The 20,461-nt window shown below is 66.8% G+C and carries 21 protein-coding genes; 8 read left to right on the forward strand and 13 right to left on the reverse strand.

Annotated elements, in window-relative coordinates:
* Positions 1-20: 20 nt before the first annotated feature.
* Both C1933_RS05585 and C1933_RS05590 read right to left on the reverse strand, forming a co-directional pair.
* On the reverse strand, positions 21-1,775 hold the full coding sequence (locus C1933_RS05585) for an oligopeptide:H+ symporter (RefSeq protein WP_108752466.1): 1,755 nt from the start codon (positions 1,773-1,775) through the stop codon (positions 21-23).
* Positions 1,776-1,782: 7 nt separating this feature from the next.
* Positions 1,783-2,955 (reverse strand): heparan-alpha-glucosaminide N-acetyltransferase domain-containing protein, encoded by a 1,173-nt coding sequence (locus C1933_RS05590; protein WP_108752467.1) that lies wholly within the window; start codon positions 2,953-2,955, stop codon positions 1,783-1,785.
* 201 nt (positions 2,956-3,156) lie between these two features.
* Here C1933_RS05590 and C1933_RS05595 point away from each other — a divergent pair, with 201 nt between their 5' ends.
* The 3 genes from C1933_RS05595 (at position 3,157) to C1933_RS05605 (ending at position 8,808) form a co-directional block, all read left to right on the forward strand.
* Positions 3,157-5,121 (forward strand): oligopeptide transporter, OPT family, encoded by a 1,965-nt coding sequence (locus tag C1933_RS05595; RefSeq protein ID WP_108752468.1) that lies wholly within the window; start codon positions 3,157-3,159, stop codon positions 5,119-5,121.
* A 243-nt stretch (positions 5,122-5,364) separates the two neighbouring features.
* Positions 5,365-7,443: a S9 family peptidase gene (locus C1933_RS05600; RefSeq protein WP_108752469.1), complete on the forward strand. Its 2,079-nt coding sequence runs from the start codon at positions 5,365-5,367 to the stop codon at positions 7,441-7,443.
* Between the two features lie 126 nt (positions 7,444-7,569).
* Complete coding sequence (locus C1933_RS05605) at positions 7,570-8,808, forward strand: DUF819 family protein (protein ID WP_108752470.1); 1,239 nt, start codon at positions 7,570-7,572, stop codon at positions 8,806-8,808.
* A 210-nt stretch (positions 8,809-9,018) separates the two neighbouring features.
* Here C1933_RS05605 and C1933_RS05610 read toward each other — a convergent pair whose 3' ends face one another.
* The 5 genes from C1933_RS05610 to C1933_RS05630 are packed head-to-tail and all read right to left on the reverse strand — an operon-like array spanning position 9,019 to position 12,041.
* Positions 9,019-9,498, reverse strand: a complete 480-nt coding sequence (locus C1933_RS05610) for a hypothetical protein (protein ID WP_108752471.1) — start codon at positions 9,496-9,498, stop codon at positions 9,019-9,021.
* A 47-nt stretch (positions 9,499-9,545) separates the two neighbouring features.
* Positions 9,546-9,806 (reverse strand): cell division topological specificity factor MinE, encoded by a 261-nt coding sequence (minE, locus tag C1933_RS05615; protein ID WP_005408532.1) that lies wholly within the window; start codon positions 9,804-9,806, stop codon positions 9,546-9,548.
* Between the two features lie 2 nt (positions 9,807-9,808).
* Positions 9,809-10,618: a septum site-determining protein MinD gene (gene minD / locus C1933_RS05620; protein WP_108748921.1), complete on the reverse strand. Its 810-nt coding sequence runs from the start codon at positions 10,616-10,618 to the stop codon at positions 9,809-9,811.
* Between the two features lie 35 nt (positions 10,619-10,653).
* A complete protein-coding gene (gene minC, locus C1933_RS05625) occupies positions 10,654-11,442 on the reverse strand; it encodes a septum site-determining protein MinC (RefSeq protein ID WP_108754751.1) in 789 nt (262 codons plus the stop codon).
* A 2-nt stretch (positions 11,443-11,444) separates the two neighbouring features.
* Positions 11,445-12,041 carry a GNAT family N-acetyltransferase gene (locus C1933_RS05630; RefSeq protein WP_108748923.1) on the reverse strand — a complete coding sequence of 199 codons (597 nt, stop codon included), beginning with the start codon at positions 12,039-12,041 and terminating at the stop codon, positions 11,445-11,447.
* A 150-nt stretch (positions 12,042-12,191) separates the two neighbouring features.
* On the opposite strand from C1933_RS05630, the gene C1933_RS05635 reads away from it, so the two are divergent.
* From C1933_RS05635 to C1933_RS05650, 4 genes are all read left to right on the forward strand, one after another.
* Positions 12,192-13,397, forward strand: coding sequence for a sensor histidine kinase (locus C1933_RS05635; protein WP_108752472.1), 1,206 nt, complete (start codon positions 12,192-12,194; stop codon positions 13,395-13,397).
* Positions 13,397-14,038, forward strand: coding sequence for a response regulator transcription factor (locus C1933_RS05640; RefSeq protein ID WP_108748925.1), 642 nt, complete (start codon positions 13,397-13,399; stop codon positions 14,036-14,038). Before C1933_RS05635 ends, C1933_RS05640 begins: the two co-directional genes overlap by 1 nt.
* A 233-nt stretch (positions 14,039-14,271) precedes the next feature.
* Positions 14,272-15,345 carry an SRPBCC family protein gene (locus C1933_RS05645; protein ID WP_108752473.1) on the forward strand — a complete coding sequence of 358 codons (1,074 nt, stop codon included), beginning with the start codon at positions 14,272-14,274 and terminating at the stop codon, positions 15,343-15,345.
* Positions 15,346-15,450: 105 nt separating this feature from the next.
* Positions 15,451-15,822: a DUF423 domain-containing protein gene (locus tag C1933_RS05650; RefSeq protein WP_108752474.1), complete on the forward strand. Its 372-nt coding sequence runs from the start codon at positions 15,451-15,453 to the stop codon at positions 15,820-15,822.
* A gap of 193 nt (positions 15,823-16,015) precedes the next feature.
* On the opposite strand, the gene C1933_RS05655 is transcribed toward C1933_RS05650, so the two are convergent.
* From C1933_RS05655 to C1933_RS05670, 5 genes are read right to left on the reverse strand one after another with little or no spacing between them, the layout of a single operon-like run.
* Positions 16,016-16,825, reverse strand: coding sequence for a M15 family metallopeptidase (locus tag C1933_RS05655; RefSeq protein WP_199911419.1), 810 nt, complete (start codon positions 16,823-16,825; stop codon positions 16,016-16,018).
* 9 nt (positions 16,826-16,834) lie between these two features.
* Complete coding sequence (locus tag C1933_RS20215) at positions 16,835-17,428, reverse strand: PH domain-containing protein (RefSeq protein ID WP_199911420.1); 594 nt, start codon at positions 17,426-17,428, stop codon at positions 16,835-16,837.
* A 29-nt stretch (positions 17,429-17,457) separates the two neighbouring features.
* Positions 17,458-17,637: a DUF4177 domain-containing protein gene (locus C1933_RS05660; RefSeq protein WP_108748928.1), complete on the reverse strand. Its 180-nt coding sequence runs from the start codon at positions 17,635-17,637 to the stop codon at positions 17,458-17,460.
* A complete protein-coding gene (locus C1933_RS05665) occupies positions 17,634-17,813 on the reverse strand; it encodes an Arc family DNA binding domain-containing protein (RefSeq protein ID WP_100439285.1) in 180 nt (59 codons plus the stop codon). Before C1933_RS05665 ends, C1933_RS05660 begins: the two co-directional genes overlap by 4 nt.
* Positions 17,814-17,858: 45 nt before the next feature.
* Positions 17,859-18,740 (reverse strand): SPFH domain-containing protein, encoded by an 882-nt coding sequence (locus C1933_RS05670; protein ID WP_108748929.1) that lies wholly within the window; start codon positions 18,738-18,740, stop codon positions 17,859-17,861.
* Between the two features lie 129 nt (positions 18,741-18,869).
* Between C1933_RS05670 and purT the strand changes: the two genes are divergently transcribed.
* Positions 18,870-20,057 carry a formate-dependent phosphoribosylglycinamide formyltransferase gene (purT, locus tag C1933_RS05675; RefSeq protein ID WP_108752475.1) on the forward strand — a complete coding sequence of 396 codons (1,188 nt, stop codon included), beginning with the start codon at positions 18,870-18,872 and terminating at the stop codon, positions 20,055-20,057.
* 45 nt (positions 20,058-20,102) lie between these two features.
* On the opposite strand, the gene C1933_RS05680 is transcribed toward purT, so the two are convergent.
* The gene (locus C1933_RS05680) at positions 20,103-20,342 is read right to left on the reverse strand and encodes a hypothetical protein (protein WP_108752476.1); all 240 of its coding nucleotides are present in this window, start codon (positions 20,340-20,342) and stop codon (positions 20,103-20,105) included.
* Positions 20,343-20,461: the final 119 nt, after the last annotated feature.

The raw sequence follows: 20,461 nt of genomic DNA on the forward strand, positions 1-20,461 counted from the left end.
GGCGGCGCGGGTGCACGGGGTCATTTGACCCCGTGCATCATCCGCTTCAGCAGCGGGGCGGCAACGAAGGCCGCCACCGCACAGCCCAGGCCGATCCACATCAGCAGCCAGAACAGGTGCGCGTAGGCTCCGGCGGCGGCCACCATGTCCAGCGCTTCGCCTTCGGGCACCTCGATCGCCGCCAGCTTGCCGAACAGCGCGGCCAGCGTTTCCGAAAACGCGGTGGCCAGGAACCAGGTGCCCATCATCAGGCTCATCACCCGCGGTACGGCCAGCTGGGTCACTGCCGACAGGCCGACCGGCGACAGGCACATCTCACCGCTGGCCAGCAGGAAGTAGGCCAGCACCAGCCACCACACGCTGGCCATTTCACCGGTGGCGCCCACCTGCTGCGCGGCCAGCGCCAACGGCACGAACGACAGCGCACCGATCACCAGGCCCCAGGCCGATTTCACCGGCTTGCCCGGCTCCCAGCCGCGGCGGTCCATCCAGGTCCACAGCGCGGCGAACGCCGGCGCCAGCAGCACCAGGAACAACCCGCCCAGGTAGGTGAGCGAACCGGCGGTCTGCGGAATCACCAGGCAGTCGCGCACCAGCAGCACCAGCATCAGCGCCACGATGGCAATGAAGAACGCACGCGGTGCGTTGGAACCCGGGCGCCGTTCGGCCAGGCGCGCGCTGACCACGAAGCCCAGCGGCGCCAGCAGCAGCGACACGATCGACCACGGCAGCGGGGTGCCATCGGTGATCACCAGCGCCGGCACGATGTCCTTGGTCAGCAGCCGGTCGGTGAAGGTGACCCACGACCCGTACGACTGCTCGTACATCGTGAAGAACACCAGCGCCATGAAGATCAGCACCATCAGCGCGATCATCTGCTGGCGCTGCACCGGCGTGCATTTGCTGCCGGTGAACCAGGCGAACCAGACCAGCACGCCGCCCAGCACCACCAGCATCAGCATCAGCGCCAGGCTGATTTCACCGCCCAGCGCGAAGGCGCCGTTGCCGGCGGCCCACATCAGCCAAGCGACTGGCAGCACGCCGATCACCGCGCACAGGTAGATCAGCCACTCGCGCGGCAGGCCCAGCACCTTCTGCTTCAATGCCGCCGGCTGCGGCGGCTCGGCGTGGCCGTGCAGGTACTTCTGCCCCCACAGGAACATGGCCAGGCCGGCCAGCATGCCGATGCCGGCCGCGCCGAAGCCGTATTTCCAGCCGTAAGCCTCGCCCAGGAAACCGCAGACCAGCGACGAGAACAGCGCGCCCAGGTTGATGCCGGCATAGAACAGCGAGAAGCCCGAATCGCGGCGCGGGTCGTCCTTGGGGTAGAGCTTGCCGACGATGGTGGAAATGTTCGGCTTCAGGAAGCCCACGCCCATGATGATCAGCGCCAGCGACAGATAGGTCACCGCCAGTGCCGAGGTGTCGCGCACCACTTCGCCGTTCACCCGGTACGCCGCGTGGCCTTCGAAGGCCATGCCCAGGTGGCCCAGTACCAGCAGGATGCCGCCGAACAGCACCGCGCGGCGCATGCCCAGCCAGCGGTCGGCCAGCATGCCGCCGAATACCGGAATGCAGTACACCAGGCCACCGTAGGCGCCCAGCAGGTCCAGCCCGGCCTTGTCACCGAACAGGTGGTACTTGGTCAGGTACAGCAACAGCAGCGCCTTCATGCCATAGAAGGAGAAGCGCTCCCACATTTCGGTGAAGAAGCAGACGTAGACGCCCTTGGGGTGGCCCAGGAAGTCGTCGGAAGCAATCGCGGTGGAATTCATCGGCGGATTATAGGCGCGTGCCGCAGGCACGCGCCGGGTAGCGCAGCCACGCCAGATCGCGCCGGCGCGCCTTGAACCGCCCGAACGCGCGCGTGGCCGGGTACAGCGCCACCGCCAGCGCACAGGCCACCAGCAGCAGGCCGGCCACCGAATCCAGCGCGTACAGGCTGCCGTGGGTTGGCCCCCAGATCGCCAGCGCGGCCAGGTACATCAGCTTCAGCACATACAGGTGCAGCAGGTAGAAGAACATCGGCGCGGCGCCAATGTCGGCCAGCGGCTGCAGGGCGCGGGCCAGCGGCGCCCACTCATACAGGCGCAGCAACAGCAGGCCGATGCCCAGGGTCAGCAGCAGGAACTGCAGCGACGGCGGGTACTTGGTCACGTTGAACACACTCATCCAGGTGCGCAGCGCGCTGTCCTGGTACTGCCACGGCGCTTCGCCATAGCCGTTGGCCAGGCGCAGCAGGGCGAACGCCGCCAGCGCACCCAGCCCGGCCCACAGCAGCCAACGCTGGCGCTGCGCCGGGTCGCGGTCGCGGGCGAACCAGGGCCCCATCAGATAGCCCAGGGCGATCACCCCGATCCACGGCAGCAGCGGGTAGGAGGTGCGCAGGCGCATCACCCCGGCGTCGATCCAGTCGCGCTGGTGCAGCACCTTCCACAGCACCGCCAGCACGCCATTGCCTTCCACCCGCACCCCATCGAACAGGTTGTGGCCGGCCACCAGCAGCACGCCCAGCACCAGCAGGGCAGGGCGCGGCAGCCACAGCAGGCCGGCCAGCGCGATCATGCTCAGCCCGATCGCCCAGATCACCTGCAGGTACAGCGTGTCCGGCGGGAACTGGAAGGTCCAGGCGAAGCTCACCAGGGTCAGTTCCAGCACCACCAGGAACAGGCCGCGCTTGAGCAGGAAGGCGGCCGTGGCGCGGCGCGGGTCGGCCTGGCGCTGGCCGTACAGCCAGGCCGACAGGCCGGTCAGCAGCACGAATACCGGGGCGCACAGGTGGGCCAGCAGGCGGCAGGCGAACAGGGCCGGCGAGACCGTGGCGGCATCCATCGGATCGCTCACTTGGTACTGCAGGAAAAAGGTCTCTCGCACGTGGTCCAGCAGCATCAGCAGCATCACGGTGCCGCGCAGCTGGTCGATGGAGGCCAGGCGGGGGGAGGGGGAAGAGGCCATGCGGGGAAAGGGAACAAACGAATTGGATAGGATATAACATATCGTTTGCGTCAGTCCCAACGGGGTTTTGCCGGTTCGGCCCGTTGGCGGGGCCGATGGTCGTGGCGGACGCTCCAGCAGGCGCCCCCATCCTTTGGCACGCTGGACTTGCCGCCCCCTGAACGCTAGCGTGCAAGGGATTTTTTGCCAGCAGGGGCTTTCATGAACCACGACGCTGCGCCCAAGCAGCTCACCTTCCGCGCAGTGGCCCTGGCCATCGTGCTGGCGGTGGTGCTGTCAGCGGCCAACGCCTACCTCGGTCTGTTCGCAGGCCTGACCATCGCCACCGCCATTCCCGCCGCGGTCATTTCCATGGGCGTGCTGCGCCTGCTGGGCGGTGGTTCCATCCTCGAAAACAACATCGTGCAGACCGGCGCCTCGGCCGGTTCGTCCATCGCCGCTGGTGTCATCTTCACCATCCCGGCGCTGGTCATCATGGGCTACTGGCCCGACTTCAAGTACTGGTGGGTGCTGGGCATCGCCGGTCTGGGTGGCCTGCTGGGCGTGTTGTTCTCGGTGCCGCTGCGGCGTTCGATGATCGTCGAAGACCCGCTGCCCTTCCCGGAAGGCAAGGCCGCGGCCGAAGTGCTCAAGGCCGGTGAGAACCCCGGCCCGGGCCTGAAGATCCTGGGCCTGTCGGCCGTGATCGGCGCCTTCGTCAAGCTGGCCGCCGAAAGCGGCCTGCGCCTGATCCCCGATGCCTGGTCGACCTCGGCCTACGTCGGCAGCTCCAAGATCACTGCCTTCATCGGCACCAACCTGTCGCCGGCCCTGCTGGGCGTGGGTTACATCGTCGGCCTGAATGTCGGCATCGTGGTGGTGTCCGGCTCGATCCTGACCTGGCACATCGCCATTCCGATCTACCAGGCGTTCTTCATGAACACCGATCCGGCCCTGGCCGCGTCGGTTGCCACCGCCTCGTCCACCGAGGCCGCGTTCGCCATCTGGGGCGCGAAGATGCGTTACCTGGGCGTCGGCGCAATGCTGATCGGCGGCATCTGGACCCTGATCTCGCTGCGCAAGTCGCTGCTGAACGGCGTCAAGAGTGGCTTCGCCGCCGCGCGCAAGAGTGGCGGCCCGGTGCTGGCCCATACCGAACGCGACCTGCCGATGAAGTGGATGCTGGTCGCCCTGGTGGCCTTCGTGCTGCCGCTGCTGGCCCTGTACCAGGCCATCGTCGGCCAGTGGCACGTGTCCATTCCGATGACCATCATCATGATCGTCGCCGGCTTCCTGTTCGTGTCGGTGTCGGCCTACCTGGCCGGCCTGATCGGTTCGTCCAACAACCCGGTCTCGGGCATCACCATCTCCACCATCCTGTTCGCCTCGGCGGTGCTGGTGGTGCTGCTGGGCGCCGATGGCCTGAAGCCGGTCGGCGCCGGTGGTGCGCCGCTGGGTGCGGTGGCCGCCATCATGATCGGCGCGGTGGTGTGCTGTGCCGCCGCGGTGGGCGGTGACAACCTGCAGGATCTGAAGGCCGGCTACATCGTCGGTGCCACCCCGTGGAAGCAGCAGCTGATGCTGGGCATCGGTGCGTTCTCGTGCGCGCTGATCATGGCCCCGGTGCTGAACCTGCTGGCCACCGCCTACGGCATCGGCGTGAAGTCCGAGCTACACCCGAACGCGCTGGCCGCCCCGCAGGCGAACCTGATGGCGTCGGTGGCCAAGGGCCTGTTCGGTGGCGAACTGCCGTGGACCTTCATCGGCATCGGTGCCGTGGTCGGTGCGGTCATCATCGCCTTCGACAGCTGGCTGAAGTCGCGCAATTCGCGCTTCCGCGTGCCGGTGCTGGCCGCCGCCATCGGTATCTACCTGCCGCTGGAACTGATGGTGCCGATCTTCCTGGGCGGCCTGATCGCCTATCTGGTCGAGCGCTTCCACAAGGTGCGTGGCGATGATGAAGAAGGCCGCGACCGCGTGCACAAGCCGGGCGTGCTGTTCGCCGCCGGCCTGATCACCGGTGAGGCGCTGATGGGTATCGCCATCGCCGTGCCGATCGTGGTCAGCAGCCGTGCCGACGTGCTGGCCCTGCCGTTCCACCTGCCGGCCGCGCAGTGGTTCGGCCTGGCCGTGCTGTTCCTGGTGGGTCTGCTGATCTACCGCACCGGCAAGCGCGCACAGGCGTAACGCCCAAGGGGTCGGATCCCTTCCCGTAGGGAAGGGCTCTGACCCCGGCTGGCAGGGTCTGGGGTCAGAGCCGATTCCCGCGGAATCGGATCCGACCCCGGTGCCCCCCGCAGACCCCGCTACGGCGGGGTTTGCTGTTTCTGGCGGCGGGATCGGCGCTGGCCCGCAGCCATGACCGATGGCCTTGGCAGCCCCGCCCGCGCGGGCCTACCATCGGTTTTTTGCCGTCCTGCGGAGACCCCGATGAAACTGCGTCATGCCCTGCTGCCACTGAGCCTGCTGGCCGCCCTGCCCAGCGTTGCCGCTGCCCGTGGCCTGGAAGTCCGCGACATGGTGGCCATGGATCGCGTCTCCGCCCCGGTCCTGACCGCCGATGGCAGCACCGTGGTGTTCGCCAAGCGCAGCACCGACGCCGCGCTGAAGTCCAGCACCGCCCTGTTCGCACGCAACCTGCGCACGCGTGATGCAGCCCCGCCGAAGCAGATCACTCCGGCTGGCTGGAACGTCAATTCGGCTTCGCTGTCGGCTGATGGCCAGACCGTCTATTTCCTCAGCGCCAAGAACGGCAGCCAGCAGCTGTACGCGCAGCCGATCAGCGGCGGCACCCCGCGCCAGCTGACCGACTTCCCGGTGGACGTGGACAGCTACCACGTCTCGCCGCAGGACGACCGCGTGCTGTTCAGCGCTGGCGTGTTCCAGGCCTGCGCCTCCGACCTGGCCTGCACCGAAAAGAAGCTGAAGGACGTGGCCGGCGCCAAGGCCAGCGGCAAGGTCTTCGATTCGCTGTTCGTGCGCCATTGGGACACCTGGAACGACGGCCGCCGCAACACCCTGTTCGTGGCCCCGCTGCCGGTTGCCAAGGGTGGCCCGGTGAAGGGCGCCTCGGCGCTGAGCGCCACCATCGATGGCGACGCACCGTCCAAGCCGTTCGGCGGCAATGATGATTTCACCTGGTCGCCCGATGGCGGCAGCGTGGTCGCCAGCATCCGCGTGGCCGGCAAGCAGGAACCGTGGTCGACCAACTTCGACCTGTACCGCTTCGATGCCGCCGGCAAGCAGGCGCCGGTGAACCTGACCGCGTCGAACCCGGCCTGGGATGCCGGCCCGGTGTTCAGCGCCGACGGCAAGACCCTGTTCTACCGCGCCATGAAGCGCCCGGGCTTCGAAGCCGACCGCTTCGGCCTGATGGCGATGGACCTGGCCAGCGGCAAGACCCGCGAAATCGCCCCGCAGTGGGACCGCTCGGCCGGTGAGATCACCCTGTCCGCCGATGGCGCCAGCATCTACACCACCACCGACGACCTGGGCGAACACCCGCTGTTCCAGATCGACGTGGCCAGCGGCAAGGCCACCAAGGTCATCGGCGATGGCACCGTGTCTTCGGTCAGCGTGGCCGGCAACAGCGTGGCCATCACCCGCAACAGCCTGAAGAGCAACGACCAGGTGCTGGTCGGCCTGCTGCCGGCGGCCGGCGAAGCCATGGGCCCGCTGCGCGCGCTGACCCCGGCTGCCGGTGAAGTGCTGAAGGACGTCAGCTTCGGCGACTACGAACAGTTCGAGTTCAAGGGCTGGAACAACGACACCGTGCACGGCTACGTGGTCAAGCCGCACAACTACCAGGAAGGCAAGTCCTACCCGGTTGCGTTCCTGATCCACGGCGGCCCGCAGGGCAGCTTCGGCAACGGCTGGAGCTACCGCTGGAACCCGCAGACCTACACCGGCCAGGGCTACGCGGTGGTCATGATCGACTTCCACGGTTCCACCGGTTACGGCCAGGCCTTCACCGATGCGATCAGCCAGCACTGGGGCGACCGCCCGCTGGAAGATCTGCAGAAGGGCTGGGACGCGGCGCTGAAGAAGTATTCCTTCCTCAACGGTGACAAGGCCTGTGCGCTGGGCGCCAGCTACGGCGGCTTCATGGTCAACTGGATCGCCGGCAACTGGAACGGCCCGTTCAAGTGCCTGGTGAACCACGACGGTGTGTTCGACCAGCGCATGATGGGCTATGCCACCGAAGAACTGTGGTTCACCGAATGGGAGCAGGGCGGTACCCCGTACCAGAAGGCGGCCAACTACGAGAAGTTCAACCCGGTCAACCACGTGGCTGACTGGAAGAAGCCGATCCTGGTCATCCACGGCCAGCAGGACTTCCGCATTCCGGTCGAACAGGGCCTGGCCGCGTTCACCGCCGCCCAGCGCCAGGGCATCGAATCGAAGTTCCTGTACTTCCCGGACGAGAACCACTGGGTGCTGAAGCCGGCCAACAGCATCCTGTGGCATGACACCGTCAACGCCTGGCTGAAGCAGCACATCGGCGAGTAAGCGTTACCGGCGCCGCCCTCGTGGCGGCGCCCGGCTTCCTGTAGAGCCGAGCCATGCTCGGCTGCTCTGTGCCTCCTTTTCCGCCAACCGCAGCCGAGCATGGCTCGGCTCTACATGAGCGCGTGCATGCCTTCGACTGCCATGATCCAGAACGACATCGTCGTCTTCGGTTTGATCGCCGCCACCCTCGGCGCCGTGTTCTGGACCGCCTCGCGCGAGCAGGGCCTGTGGAAGCGCTTCTACACCTTCGTGCCGGCCCTGCTGCTGTGCTATCTGCTGCCGGGCATCTACAACACCGTCGGCCTGATCGACGGGCAGAACACCAAGCTCTACAACCCGGTGGCGCGCGACATCCTGCTGCCGGCCGCGCTGATCCTGCTTACCCTGGCGGTGGACATCAAGGGCATCCTGCGGCTGGGCCCGAAGCTGGTGCTGATGTACCTGGGCGCCTCGGCCAGCATCATGCTCGGCGCGGTGGTGGCCTTCCTGGTGATGCGTGCGATCCATCCGGACACCGTGGCCGGCGATACCTGGGCCGGCATGGCCGCATTGGCGGGCAGCTGGATTGGCGGCGGCGCCAACATGCTGGCGATGCGTGAGGTGTTCGACGTCAACGCCACCACCTTCGGCCAGTTCGCGGTGGTCGATGTAGGCGTGGGTTATGTGTGGATGGCCGCGCTGATCTTCCTGGCCGGGCGCGCGGCGAAGATCGATGCGCGCAGTGGCGCCGATACCTCGGCCATCGATGAACTGAAGGAGCGCATCGCACGCTTCCAGGCCGAGCACGAGCGCATTCCCAGCCTGACCGACCTGATGCTGATCGTGGCGGTGGCGTTCGGTGGCGTGGGCCTGGCCCATGCCATCGGCGCGCCGTTGGCGGCCTGGTTCAAGGCCAACGTCAGCTGGGCCGCACAGTTCAGCCTTGATGCGCCGTTCGTGTGGGTGGTGGTGCTGTCCACCACGCTGGGCCTGGGGCTCAGCTTCACCCGTGCGCGCACGCTGGAAGGCGCTGGCGCCTCGCGTCTGGGCTCGCTGCTGCTGTACTTCCTGATTGCCTGCATCGGCATGCAGATGGATCTGCTGGCGCTGCTGGACCGCCCGTGGCTGTTCCTGCTGGGGCTGATCTGGATCGCCGTGCACATCGGCCTGCTGTGGTGCCTGGGCAAGCTGCTGAAGGTGCCGTTCTTCTACTTCGCCATCGGTTCGCAGTCGAACATCGGCGGCCCGGCCTCGGCACCGGTGGTGGCGGCCGCGTTCCATCCGGCACTGGCGCCGGTGGGCGTGCTGCTGGGCACGATGGGTTATGCCACCGGCACCTATCTGGCCTATGTGGTCGGCATCACCCTGCGCGCGCTGGCCACGTAGTAGATCCACGCCATGCGTGGAGGGTGCGGACCAAGGTCCGCACCTACCAACGGCGGGCACCCTCCGGTGACTTAGGCCACCGGCAAGCCGCGTTCGATCAACCACGCTTTCGCGTCTTCGGCGTCCTGCTCGAACCGCGCCGAGTGAAAAGAGGGGCGCCGCAAGGTTCGGCGCGTCGCCACGCGCCCATGGCCGACCGCACCTGCGGCTTTACGCCTGCAGCAACCCGCGTTCGATCAACCACGCCCGTGCGTCCTCGGCATCCTGCTCGAACCACGCCTTGGTCGACCCCAACCGGTACGTATACCCCCACGCATCCATGTCGGCCATCAGCTGCGCGCTGCCCACGCCGGGCAGCTGCCCGGCCAGCACGATCTGCAGGTAGCAGGTGGCATCTTCCTCGGGTACCGAATCGGTGGCGTCGGTGTGCACCTGCGCACGCCGTTCCGGCGGCAGCACGATCAGGTGGCAGGCCTCGTGCAGCATCGAGTGCACCGGCGTGTCGTCGCGCACATACACGTTGCTGGCGATGATGCCGGCCTCGGGTTCACCCCAGTAGCTGCCAGGAATGGCTTCGCCGGCGGGCACGTGGTGCAGCCGCAGGCCATGCGCGGACAGCAGCTGCTGCGCATCGGCGAAGGCGATGTCGCCAACGCGGGTCACGTTCGGTTCGGGTGTAGTGTCGGTCATGCGGGGTCACACAGCCCCGCCCATGCAGGCACGGGCGGGGCAGGGGGTCAGGGCTTGTCCGGGCCTTCAGGCAGCGCCACGGAAATATCCAGCACGTCGTGCTGGCCATCCTTCACCAGGTCGACCTTCACCGCATCGACGTCGATGTTCACGTACTTCTTGATCACTTCCAGCAGCTCGCGCTGCAGCAGCGGCAGGTAGTCCGGGCCACCGCGGTGGCTGCGTTCCTGCGCGATGATGATCTGCAGGCGGTTCTTGGCGGTTTCGGCGGTGGTCTTCTTCGCTTTGAGGAAATCAAACAGGCCCATGCTTACCCTCCGAACAGCTTGCTGAAGAAGCCCTTCTTCTCGACGCTGGTGAAGCGCATCGGGCGTTCTTCGCCCAGGATGCGCGCGACGGCATCGTCGTAGGCCTGGCCGGCGGCGGATTCGACATCCAGGATCACCGGTTCACCCTTGTTGGATGCGTTGAGCACGTCGCCCGATTCGGGGATCACGCCAATGGCCTTCAGCCCCAGCACTTCTTCCACGTCGGCAATGCTGAGCATTTCGCCGCTTTCCACGCGCACCGGGGTGTAGCGGGTCAGCAGCAGGAAGGCCGGCACGTTCTGGCCCGATTCGGCCTTGTGGGTCTTCGAATCCAGCAGGCCGATGATGCGGTCGGAGTCGCGCACCGAGGACACTTCCGGGTTCACCACCACCACCGCGCGGTCGGCGAAGTACATGGCCAGGAACGCGCCCTTTTCGATGCCCGCCGGCGAGTCGCAGATGATGTAGTCGAAGCCGTCGGCGGCCAGGTCCTTCAGCACCTTGCCCACGCCTTCCTGGGTCAGCGCATCCTTGTCGCGGGTCTGCGAAGCGGCCAGCACGTACAGGTTGTCAAAGCGCTTGTCCTTGATCAGGGCCTGCTTCAGGGTGGCTTCGCCGTGCACGACGTTCACGAAGTCGTACACCACGCGGCGTTCGCAACCCATGATCAGGTCGAGGTTGCGCAGGCCGACGTCGAAGTCGATCACGGCCACCTTCTTGCCGCGCCGTGCCAGGCCGCAGGCCAGGCTCGCGCTGGAAGTGGTCTTGCCGACGCCGCCCTTGCCGGAGGTGACTACGATGATTTCAGCCAAAGGACTTCTCCTGATGATTCTGTTTGGGTGCTGCGTCAGTCCAGCGCAGCGATCTTGATCTGGTCCTGTTCCAGCCACACCTGCACGGCCTTGCCGCGCAGGTTGTCCGGCACATCGTCCAGTACCTTGTAATGGCCCGCAATGGCGACCAGTTCTGCATGGAAATCGCGGCAGAAGATGCGTGCCGCGGTGTTGCCCTGGGCCCCTGCCAGCGCGCGGCCGCGCAGGGTACCGTAGATATGGATGCTGCCGTCGGCGATCACCTCGGCGCCTGCGCCAACGGTGGCCATCACGGTCAGGTCGCAGTTTTCCGCGTACAGCTGCTGGCCCGAACGCACGTTGCCCAGCTGCATGCGGCCCGGCTGCGGCGCGGCGGCGTCGGCGGCCTTGCCCACCGGCGCGGCCGGGGCGGGCTTGGCTTCGGCCTTGGCGGTGCGGCGTGGTTCGGTCGGCGGCGGCGGCGGGGCCGGCTCGGCCTCGGCGCGTTCGTACTGCGCGCGGAACTTGGCCAGCAGCGGCAGGCCCAGCTGCTGCGACAGCAGATCGATGGCCGTGGTGCCGTAGGCCAGCGCCACCGGCAGCACGCCGGCGCTGCGCAGGCCATCCACCAGCGCCTGCGCGGTGGCCACGTCCGGCACCTGGCTCAGGCCGCCGAAATCGAGGATGACCGCGGCGCGGCCGAACAGCTTCGGCGCACGGGTCACCCGCTCCTGCATTTCCTGCACGAGGCGTTCGACATCAAGGGTACGGATGCGCAGGTTGGCAATGCCCACCTGGCCGATCTTCAGTTCACCGGCCTGTTCGTAATCAAAATTCACCGCCACGCTCAGGTCCCCGTCGGCCGCTGTGCCTGCGCCGGCAGCTGCCGGTCGCGCGCCCACGCTACATCGGGCAGCTTGCCGCCGTAGGTGTCCTGCACCCAGGGGTAGCTGCACAGTTCCTTGGCCAGCATGCTGGCGCGCACATCCACGTGCGGCATGGTGTTCTGGCCCAGCTCGCGGAAGCCGAAGCTGCCGTGGAAGAGCAGGGCGGCATCGGCGCCGTGGTCCAGGAACACTTCGCAGGTCATCTGCGGGTAGCGCAGTTCGGCAAAGCTCTGCGCATCGGCATAGAACGCACGGCCGACGCCACCGCCGCGGCGGCGGCTGGCGACCACGATGCGGTCGATATAGAAGAAGGGGGTGTCCAGCTGCTGCTTGAACCAGGCGAAATTGCTGCTGTCGTGCTGGCTGTCGCTGCCGAAGCCGATCAGGAAGCCGGCCAGGTTGCCGTCGCGCTCGGCGACGCGGAAATATTCAGCGGTTTCGTAGAACAGGTGCAGCCGGGCCGCATCCAGCGGAAGGATGGCCAGGCCAGCATTGTTGTTCAACGCCAGGACGGAATCGAGCTCGTGCTCGCGCACGTCGCGGATGACAATCGACATTGTGACTCCGTGGGGTAACGCGGTTGGTCCTGCGAACGGACCCTGCGCACGATTATTGCATGCCCGGGGTGGGCTGCGGCATGAACAGGGGGCAGGGGCAAGCATGACTTTATGCCCTTGGGGCAGGCCGCGCACAGGCTACGATGGGCCATGCTGGCCCGACTGAACCACAATGCGATGCTGCGCTACTCCGGGTTGTTCACCTGGGGCACCGTTGGCCTATGGCTGGCGATCTACCTGATCGATCCGGTCTCGCTTACCCTGGAAAGCCTCGATGGCGAAGCCGGCTACCGGGTCATTCCGTGGGCCTCGGCCTACCTGGCCTTCGGCGTGGTGTACTGGGGCCTGACCCGCGACCTGGGCGAAAGTGGGCCCGGCTTCTTCGACCATGCCGCGCTGATCCTGCTCACCGCCTGCGCCATCGGCGTCAGCTATTTCTCTGGCACCGCGCTGGGCAGCATCCTGCTGATGGTGGTGGCCGGGCTGCTGCCCTGGCTGCTGGGCCCGCGCATCGGCGTGGTCTGGCTGGTGGCCAGCAACCTGGCCGTGCTGCCGGTCTATATCAAGCCGCTGGGCTTCCCACCGGTCATCGCCGTGCTGCAGGCGATGGGGTACATGGGCTTTTCCAGCTTCGTGTTCGTCATCGCGCTGGTGGCGCGGCGCCAGGCCGAAGCGCGCGACGAGCAGCGCCGCCTGAATGCCGAACTGCGCGCCACCCGCGCCCTGCTGGCCGAAAGCGCGCGGGTGAACGAGCGCACGCGCATTTCCCGCGAACTGCACGACGTGCTGGGCCACCAGCTGACCGCGCTCACCCTGAACCTGGAAGTGGCCGGCCACCTGGCCGAAGGCAAGGCGCTGGAACACGTGAAGCGCTCGCACACCCTGGCCAAGCTGCTGCTGGGCAACGTGCGCGAAGTGGTCAGCCAGCTGCGCGAGACCGGTGCGATCGACCTGGCCGCGGCACTGCGCCCGCTGACCGAGAACGTGCCCTCGCTGGACATCCAGCTGGAGGTGGAGGAGCCGCTGAACGTGGAGGACCCGCAGCGGGCCCACGTGCTGCTGCGCTGCACCCAGGAAATCATCACCAACACGGTGCGCCACGCCCATGCCCGCCACCTGTGGATCCGGGTCTACCGCGAAGTGCCGGGACAGGTGGTGGTGGAGGCCCGCGACGACGGCGTCGGGGCGGAAATGGTCAATGCAGGCAATGGCTTGCGCGGCATGCGCGAGCGCCTGCAACAATGTGGGGGCCAGCTGCAGGTGGAGACCCGCCCTGGCGACGGCTTCCGCCTGCGCGCCACGGTACCGGCCACGGTGCTGGCCGCACTTACCCAGGTTCCTGAAGGAGTACGGTGATGATTCGCGTCTGCCTGGTCGATGACCAAACCCTGGTGCGGCAGGGAATCCGCTCCCTGCTGGCGCTCGACGATGGCATTGAAGTGGTGGCCGAGGCGGCCGACGGCCGGCAGGCGGTCGAGCTGGTGCCGCAGGTGCGCCCGGACGTGGTGCTGATGGACATGCGCATGCCGGTGATGTCCGGCCTGGAAGCCCTGCAGGTGCTGTCGCGGCAGGAACAGCTGCCGCCGACCATCATCCTGACCACCTTCGACGATGACCAGCTGGTGCTGGCCGGGCTGAAGGCCGGCGCCAAGGGCTATCTGCTGAAGGATGTGACCCTGGAACAGCTGGTGGGGGCCATTCGTACCGTGGCCGACGGCGGCTCGCTGGTGCAGCCGGCGGTGACCCAGCGCCTGCTGTCCGGGCTGGAGCACATGCGCAACGATTTCGTCAGCCTGGACCGGCCGGACCCGCTCACCGACCGTGAGACGGAGATCCTGCGGCTGATGGCCAGCGGTTTCTCCAACAAGGAAATCGCCAATTCGCTGGGCGTGGCCGAGGGCACCATCAAGAACCACGTCTCGAACATCCTGTCCAAGCTGGGCGTGCGCGACCGCACCCGCGCGGTGCTGAAGGCGTTCGAACTCCAGTTGGTTTGATTAAAATCCTTTCAGGACAAGGGCTTGGGTCGTGTTTTCAGGCCCGGGGCAGGGTGCCCCCCTACTTGCCGGGGCCCCAGATGCGTTACCCTTCAAAATCTTTGTCCATACAAATACGCAGCCGGCACGGAAACCGGTGCGCCAATCCGATAAACAATGCCTGCGAAGCCTGCTAGGATTGGCGCTTCGCTTCAATCAACCCGGCCGTGGGATCGGCCCCGGAGACTCTCTGAATGACCCGTATTATCGAGTTCCTGATCGCCTTGGGGATCGTGGCTGGCCTGTTCGTCATCATTGGCGTATGTCTGCCGGGCGAGCGTCACATCACCGAAAGCATCGAGACCAACCGCAAGATGACGATCGTGTACGACACGGTCAACAGCCTGCGCCGCTTCAAGGACTGGAACCCGCTGGTACTGCGCGATCCCGCCGTTGACCTGAAGCTGTCCGGCCCGGCCTCGGGCGTGGGTGCCACCCTCGATTTCGCCTCCAAGGACCTGGGTAACGGTTCCTGGAAGATCACCGAATCGGAAGAAAACAAGCGCGTTGTGATCGCCGTCGAAGACCCGACCAAGGGCCACGACAAGGTCACCACCTTCACCCTGGAGCCGACCGGCAAGGGCGGTCGTAACGTCAAGATCACCCAGGACTACTCGGTGAAGTACGGCTTCGACCTGTTCGGCCGTTACGCCGGCCTGTATGTCAGCCGCCAGATCGGCGACGACATCAAGATGGGTCTGTCGCGCATGGCCAACATGCTGGCCACCGTGCCGAACGTTGACTACCGCACCGCCGAAGCCCCGCTGACCGATCTGGCCATCGTGGACGTGCCGGCCGAAGACCTGCTGGTCGTCAATGCCGGTAACGTCGATCGCGGCCAGGACACCATCACCAAGTCCATCAAGGACAACCAGGAATGGATCAAGCGCGTGATGGAGGCCAATGGCCTTGAAGCCGCCGGCCCGTTCCGCATCATCACCACCGATTTCGGTGCTGAGAAGTACGCCTTCGACATCGCCCAGCCGGTGAAGAAGAAGGGCGCTGAAGGCGCGGCTGCCGAAGAACTGTCCGTCAAGATCGACGGCGGCGCTCCGGTGAAGTACGTCCGCGTTGCCCCGCACCGTTCGGCCCACGCGGCCTACACCGGCCACATGGCTGGCCTGGACATCGCCCGCAACGCACTGCGTGCCTGGGCCGTGACCAACGGTTCGGAAGTGATCGACCGTCCGTACGAGTCCTGGAAGGATGGCGTGGACAAGTCGTTCACCCCGGAAGGTACCTACGACATCTACTGGGCCGTCAAGTAAGCCTCGGCTGACCCATGTAGTGTTGGACACGAAAACGCGCCGCTTCCTGCGGCGCGTTTTTTTTCATCTGTGCCCCGTGGTCGGGGCCCTGCGCAAGGAAAGACCATGTTCACTGCCGAACGTCGTGCGCGTAAACCTTCACTGCTGGCCTGCCTGGGCGCATTGCTTGCGGCAGCATCAATCGGCCTGTCGGCCTATGCCGCCCACGGCTTGGCCGATCCGCTGGCGCAGCAGCACCTGAACATGGCGGCGCTGTACGCCTTCGCCCACGGCGCGGTGCTGCTGGCACTGGGCCCGCGTGCGCAGGGCGCGATCGCGCACCTGGGCCTGTACCTGCTGCTGCTGGGCGTGCTGCTGTTTTCCGGCAGCCTGGTGGGCGGCGCGCTGTGGCAGTGGCCGACCCGGCTGGCGCCAGTGGGCGGCACCACCTTGATGGCCGCCTGGGTGCTGCTGGCGATCAACGCGCTGCGCCGCTGAGGTAGCACCGCAGCGCGCATCTGTAGAGTCGAGCCATGCTCGACTTCGAAGAGCACATTTGTAGAGTCGAGCCATGCTCGACTTGGAGAGCGCATTTGTAGAGTCGAGCCATGCTCGACTTCGAAGAGCGCATTTGTAGAGTCGAGCCTTGCTCGACTTCGGCAAAACCAGCCGAGCATGGCTCGGCTCTACCTCAGTCGTTGGCCGGTGCCCAGCACCAGTGCCACGGCTCGTAGACGATCCCATGCGGGTTGTCGCGCGGATAGCTCAACCGGAACCCGTGGCCACCGGCGTGCGCCTGCAGCCAGGCAAACGCCTCGGTGGCTTCAAAGGTTTCTTCCGCCGGCGCATCGCCCGGCGTGCCGATATCCAGCGCATCGCCGCGGTGGTGTTCGCTGAAGCCCGGCGCGGCATTGACCTTCAGGATCTCGGCCACGCTCAGCCCGCGCGCGCGCTTGCGTTCGAAAATACCCAGCTGGTACGCGTGGCTGCGGAAGCCGGAAATCGCATCCAGGGCCACGCCGTCGCGCGCGGCGTGCAGGCGCATGCGGCGCCAGCCCTGCGCGGCGGCGCGGCGCAGCCACAGCGGGCGGCCGAAACGGTCGCGTCCGGCGAAGTGCAGCAGGCAGGGCTCGGCTTCCAGCGGCAATCCGCTGTCCTGCGCATAGGCATCCGCATCCAGGCCCAGCTGCTGCAGGCGCTGTTGCAGGCCTGCCAGCGGCAGCCAGTGGTCTTCCAGCGTTGCGGCGAAGGGGCGGGCGCGGGCCTGTTCCAGCAGCGCCAGGGCCGCTTCCACGCCAGGCTCGCGCGGCAGCCGCGCTACCAGTGAGTGCACACCGTGGTCCAGCACCACGGCCAGGTAGCGGCCATCCTGCTTGCGCCGCAGCACCCATTGCGCGCGGGCCAGCAGGCGCGCATCCAGGTTGCTGCGCGCGCGCAGCAGGGCAGCCGGCCACAGTTCCAAGGCCTCGGTGTTGATCAGCAGGGGGGCGCGACGGTGCATGCCCGCAGCTTACTGCCGTGGCGCGGTGGCGGCCACCTTCTGCAGCGCGTCCAGCAGCGCCTGCGGCCGCTCCAGGCTGAGCAGCAGGGTGCTGCCGCCGCGCACCGGAATCACCAGTGTGCGCTGGCGGTCGGTGACCAGGGCAAACCCCTTGTTGCCGCCCTGCAGGCGGAAGTGGCCCGAATAGAAGCCCGGCATTGAATAGCCATTGGTCTTGTAGCGCAGGCGGTAGCGGCGGTCGCGGCCCAGGTCCACCACCTCGGCCTGCTCCAGCTGCAGCTGCGCCACCGGGGTGCGGCGCCGGTACAGCGTGGAGCGCACGTCCAGCACATTGCCATCGATCACCACCCGGCGGCGGAAGAACGCCATGCCCAGGCCTACGCCGATCAGCACCAGCACGGCCAGGCTCCATGCCGCGCTGCCCCACAGGCGGAAGAACGGCGGCGCCAGGGTGATCTCCATCCACGGCGCAGCGGCCGGCGCGTGCTTCAGTTCGGCCCACACGCACAGCGCGAACACGACCAGCAGCGGCAGCAGGATCCACAGCACGCGCAGTGGCGAACTCCCGGCAATATCGAACGAACGCGGGTCGCTGCCATTCATTGCGGTGCTCCCTTGCGCGGCGCGCATGGTCAGATTTCCTTCTTGAAGACCAGCATGGCCGGGCGCATCGGCGCGGGAATGATCACGTTCACCAGTTCCCAGCCCAGCAGCCCCTGCCGGGTCAGTTCGTTCTGGATGTCCTCGGCCTTCAGCACGCCCATCAGCGATGTCTTCACTTCAATGGTCTGGTAGCTCCAGCGCTTGCTCATTCCTTGTCCTCGGGTGATGGCGTGGGTTTTGGCAGGCGCCCTGCCTTGCGCAGGGCGTCGCGCAGCACGTATTCGATCTGGGCATTCAAGCTGCGCAGCTCGTCGTCAGCCCAGCGTTGCGCCGCAGCCAGCACGTCGGCGTTGATGCGCAGCGGATAGGCTTTCTTCTCACTCATGCGAACTCCTGGCGGGGCGCGGTGGCGCCCCGTTGCGAGGGTGGCTCAGTACAGCGAACCGGCGTTGACGATCGGCTGGGTGCCGCGGTCCGAGCACAGCACGGTCAGCAGGTTGCTGACCATGTGCGCCTTGCGTTCCTCGTCCAGCTGCACCACGCCGTTCTTCTGCAGTTCGGCCAGGGCCATTTCCACCATGCCCACCGCACCGGCCACGATGCGCGTGCGCGCAGCGATCACCGCATTGGCCTGCTGGCGCTGCAGCATGGCCTGGGCGATTTCGGCGGCGTAGGCCAGGTGGCTGATGCGTGCATCCAGCACCTGCACGCCGGCGTCGGCCAGGCGTTCGGCCAGTTCGTTCTTCAGGTGCTGGGAAATCTCGCTGGCGTGGCTGCGCAGGGCCAGCTGGCCGTCCTCGTGCTGGTCGTAGGGATAGCTGGTGGCCATCGCGCGCAGCGCCGATTCGGACTGGATATGCACGAAGCTTTCGTAGTCATCCACGTTGTAGACCGCTTCGGAGGCATCGACCACCTGCCAGACGATCACCGCGGCGATCTCGATCGGGCTGCCATCAAGCTCGTTCACCTTCAGCTTGCCGCTTTCGAAGTTGCGCACGCGCTGGCTGACCCGGCGCTTGGAATAGAAGGGGTTGTTCCAGCGCAGGCCGTTGTCCTTCACCGTGCCCACGTACTTGCCGAACAGGCTCAGCACCGCCGCCTGGTTGGGCTGCACCGTGTACAGGCCGGCCAGCACCAGCACCGCGGCGACGACCAACAGCAGGCCGCCCAGCATCATCAGCAGGTTCGGTGCGCCGGTGCTGGCTTTGGCTGCCACCCCCAGCACGAACAGCGCGCCACCGGCCAGCGCGGCCAGCAGCGAGACGGCCAGCGTGCCCAGACCGTTGAGGGAGGAAAGCGACTTCTCTTTCATGGCAGTACGTCCTTGAGGGTTCGATTGAACGATATCAAATTGATATCACATCGCAAGTGCCGTTCGTCGGCCGACCCGGCCGGACCGGCTAGAATGCCCACCCGCCTTCACATCGCTGCTGGAACCCCCATGGCCAAGCTTGGAACCCCGCTGTCTCCCTCCGCCACCCGTGTGCTGCTGCTGGGCTCGGGCGAACTTGGCAAGGAAGTGGCCATTGAACTGCAGCGCCTGGGCGTGGAAGTGATTGCCGCCGACCGCTATGCCGACGCGCCGGCCATGCAGGTGGCGCACCGTTCGCACGTGATCGACATGCTCGACGCCATGGCCCTGCGCGCGCTGATCGCCCAGGAACAGCCGCACCTGGTGGTGCCGGAAATCGAGGCGATCCACACCGAAACCCTGGTGCAGCTGGAACAGGAGCAGGGCCTGCGGGTGATTCCGACCGCGCGCGCCGCGCGCCTGACCATGGACCGCGAAGGCATCCGCCGCCTGGCCGCCGAAACCCTGAGCCTGCCGACCTCGCCGTACCGCTTCGTGGATACTGAAGCCGAATACCGCGCCGCCGTGGCCGCCATCGGCCTGCCGTGCGTGGTCAAGCCGGTCATGTCCTCTTCGGGCAAGGGCCAGAGCACCCTGCGCAGCGAGGCCGACATCGCCCCGGCCTGGGACTATGCGCAGACCGGCGGCCGTGCCGGTGCCGGCCGCTGCATCGTCGAAGGCTTCATCGACTTCGATTACGAGATCACCCTGCTGACCGTGCGCCACGCCGGCGGCACCTCGTTCTGCGCGCCGATCGGCCACCTGCAGAAGGACGGTGACTACCGCGAAAGCTGGCAGCCGCAGCCGATGACGGACAAGGCCCTGGCGCGTGCCGAGGAGATCTCGCGCGCGATCACCGACGATCTGGGCGGCTGGGGCCTGTTCGGCGTGGAGCTGTTCGTGAAGGGTGACGAGGTGTGGTTCAGCGAAGTGTCGCCGCGCCCGCACGATACCGGTCTGGTCACCCTGGTATCGCAGGAACTGAGTGAGTTCGCGCTGCATGCGCGCGCGATCCTGGGCCTGCCGATTCCGGTCATCCGCCAGAGCGGCCCGTCGGCCTCGTGCGCGCTGCTGGCCCATGGCGAAGGCGTGCCGTACTTCAACAACGTGGCCGCCGCGCTGCAGGTGCCCGATACCGCCGTGCGCCTGTTCGGCAAGCCCAGCGTGCATGGCCATCGCCGCGTGGGCGTGACCCTGGCGCGTGCGGAAAGCATTGATGAAGCACGTGCCATCGCGCGCGATGCCGCCGAAGCCATCGGCGTGGAACTGCGCCCGTAAGAAGGTAGCGCCGGGCCATGCCCGGCGGCTTGCAGCGTGCTGCCGTCAGCGTCGACGCCACGGCAGCACGGTTACGTGGATCATGGCCACCGGCCACAGCACCGAGCCATACATCCACCACGTGCCGAAGCGGTCGGCATAGCCCTTCCAGCAGGCCACCGCTGCCGGCAGCAGGCCGATCAGCACCATGGGCAGGAAGTCCAGCGCCTTGCCTTGCCTGGTGACGAACAGCAGTGCGATCACCACCGCAACGCCAGCGATGATCAGCAGGTTCTTCTTCAACATCAGCAGTCCTTGCCTGGGTCTTTGGCGACTCTAGCAAAGGGCTTCGGCAGCCGGTAGCGCCGGGCCATGCCCGGCGGCTTCCCACGCGGCGCGATGCGAACCGAAAAGGCCGCCGGGCA

Source organism: Stenotrophomonas sp. ZAC14D2_NAIMI4_6, from assembly GCF_003086875.1.
Classification (GTDB): Bacteria; Pseudomonadota; Gammaproteobacteria; order Xanthomonadales; family Xanthomonadaceae; genus Stenotrophomonas.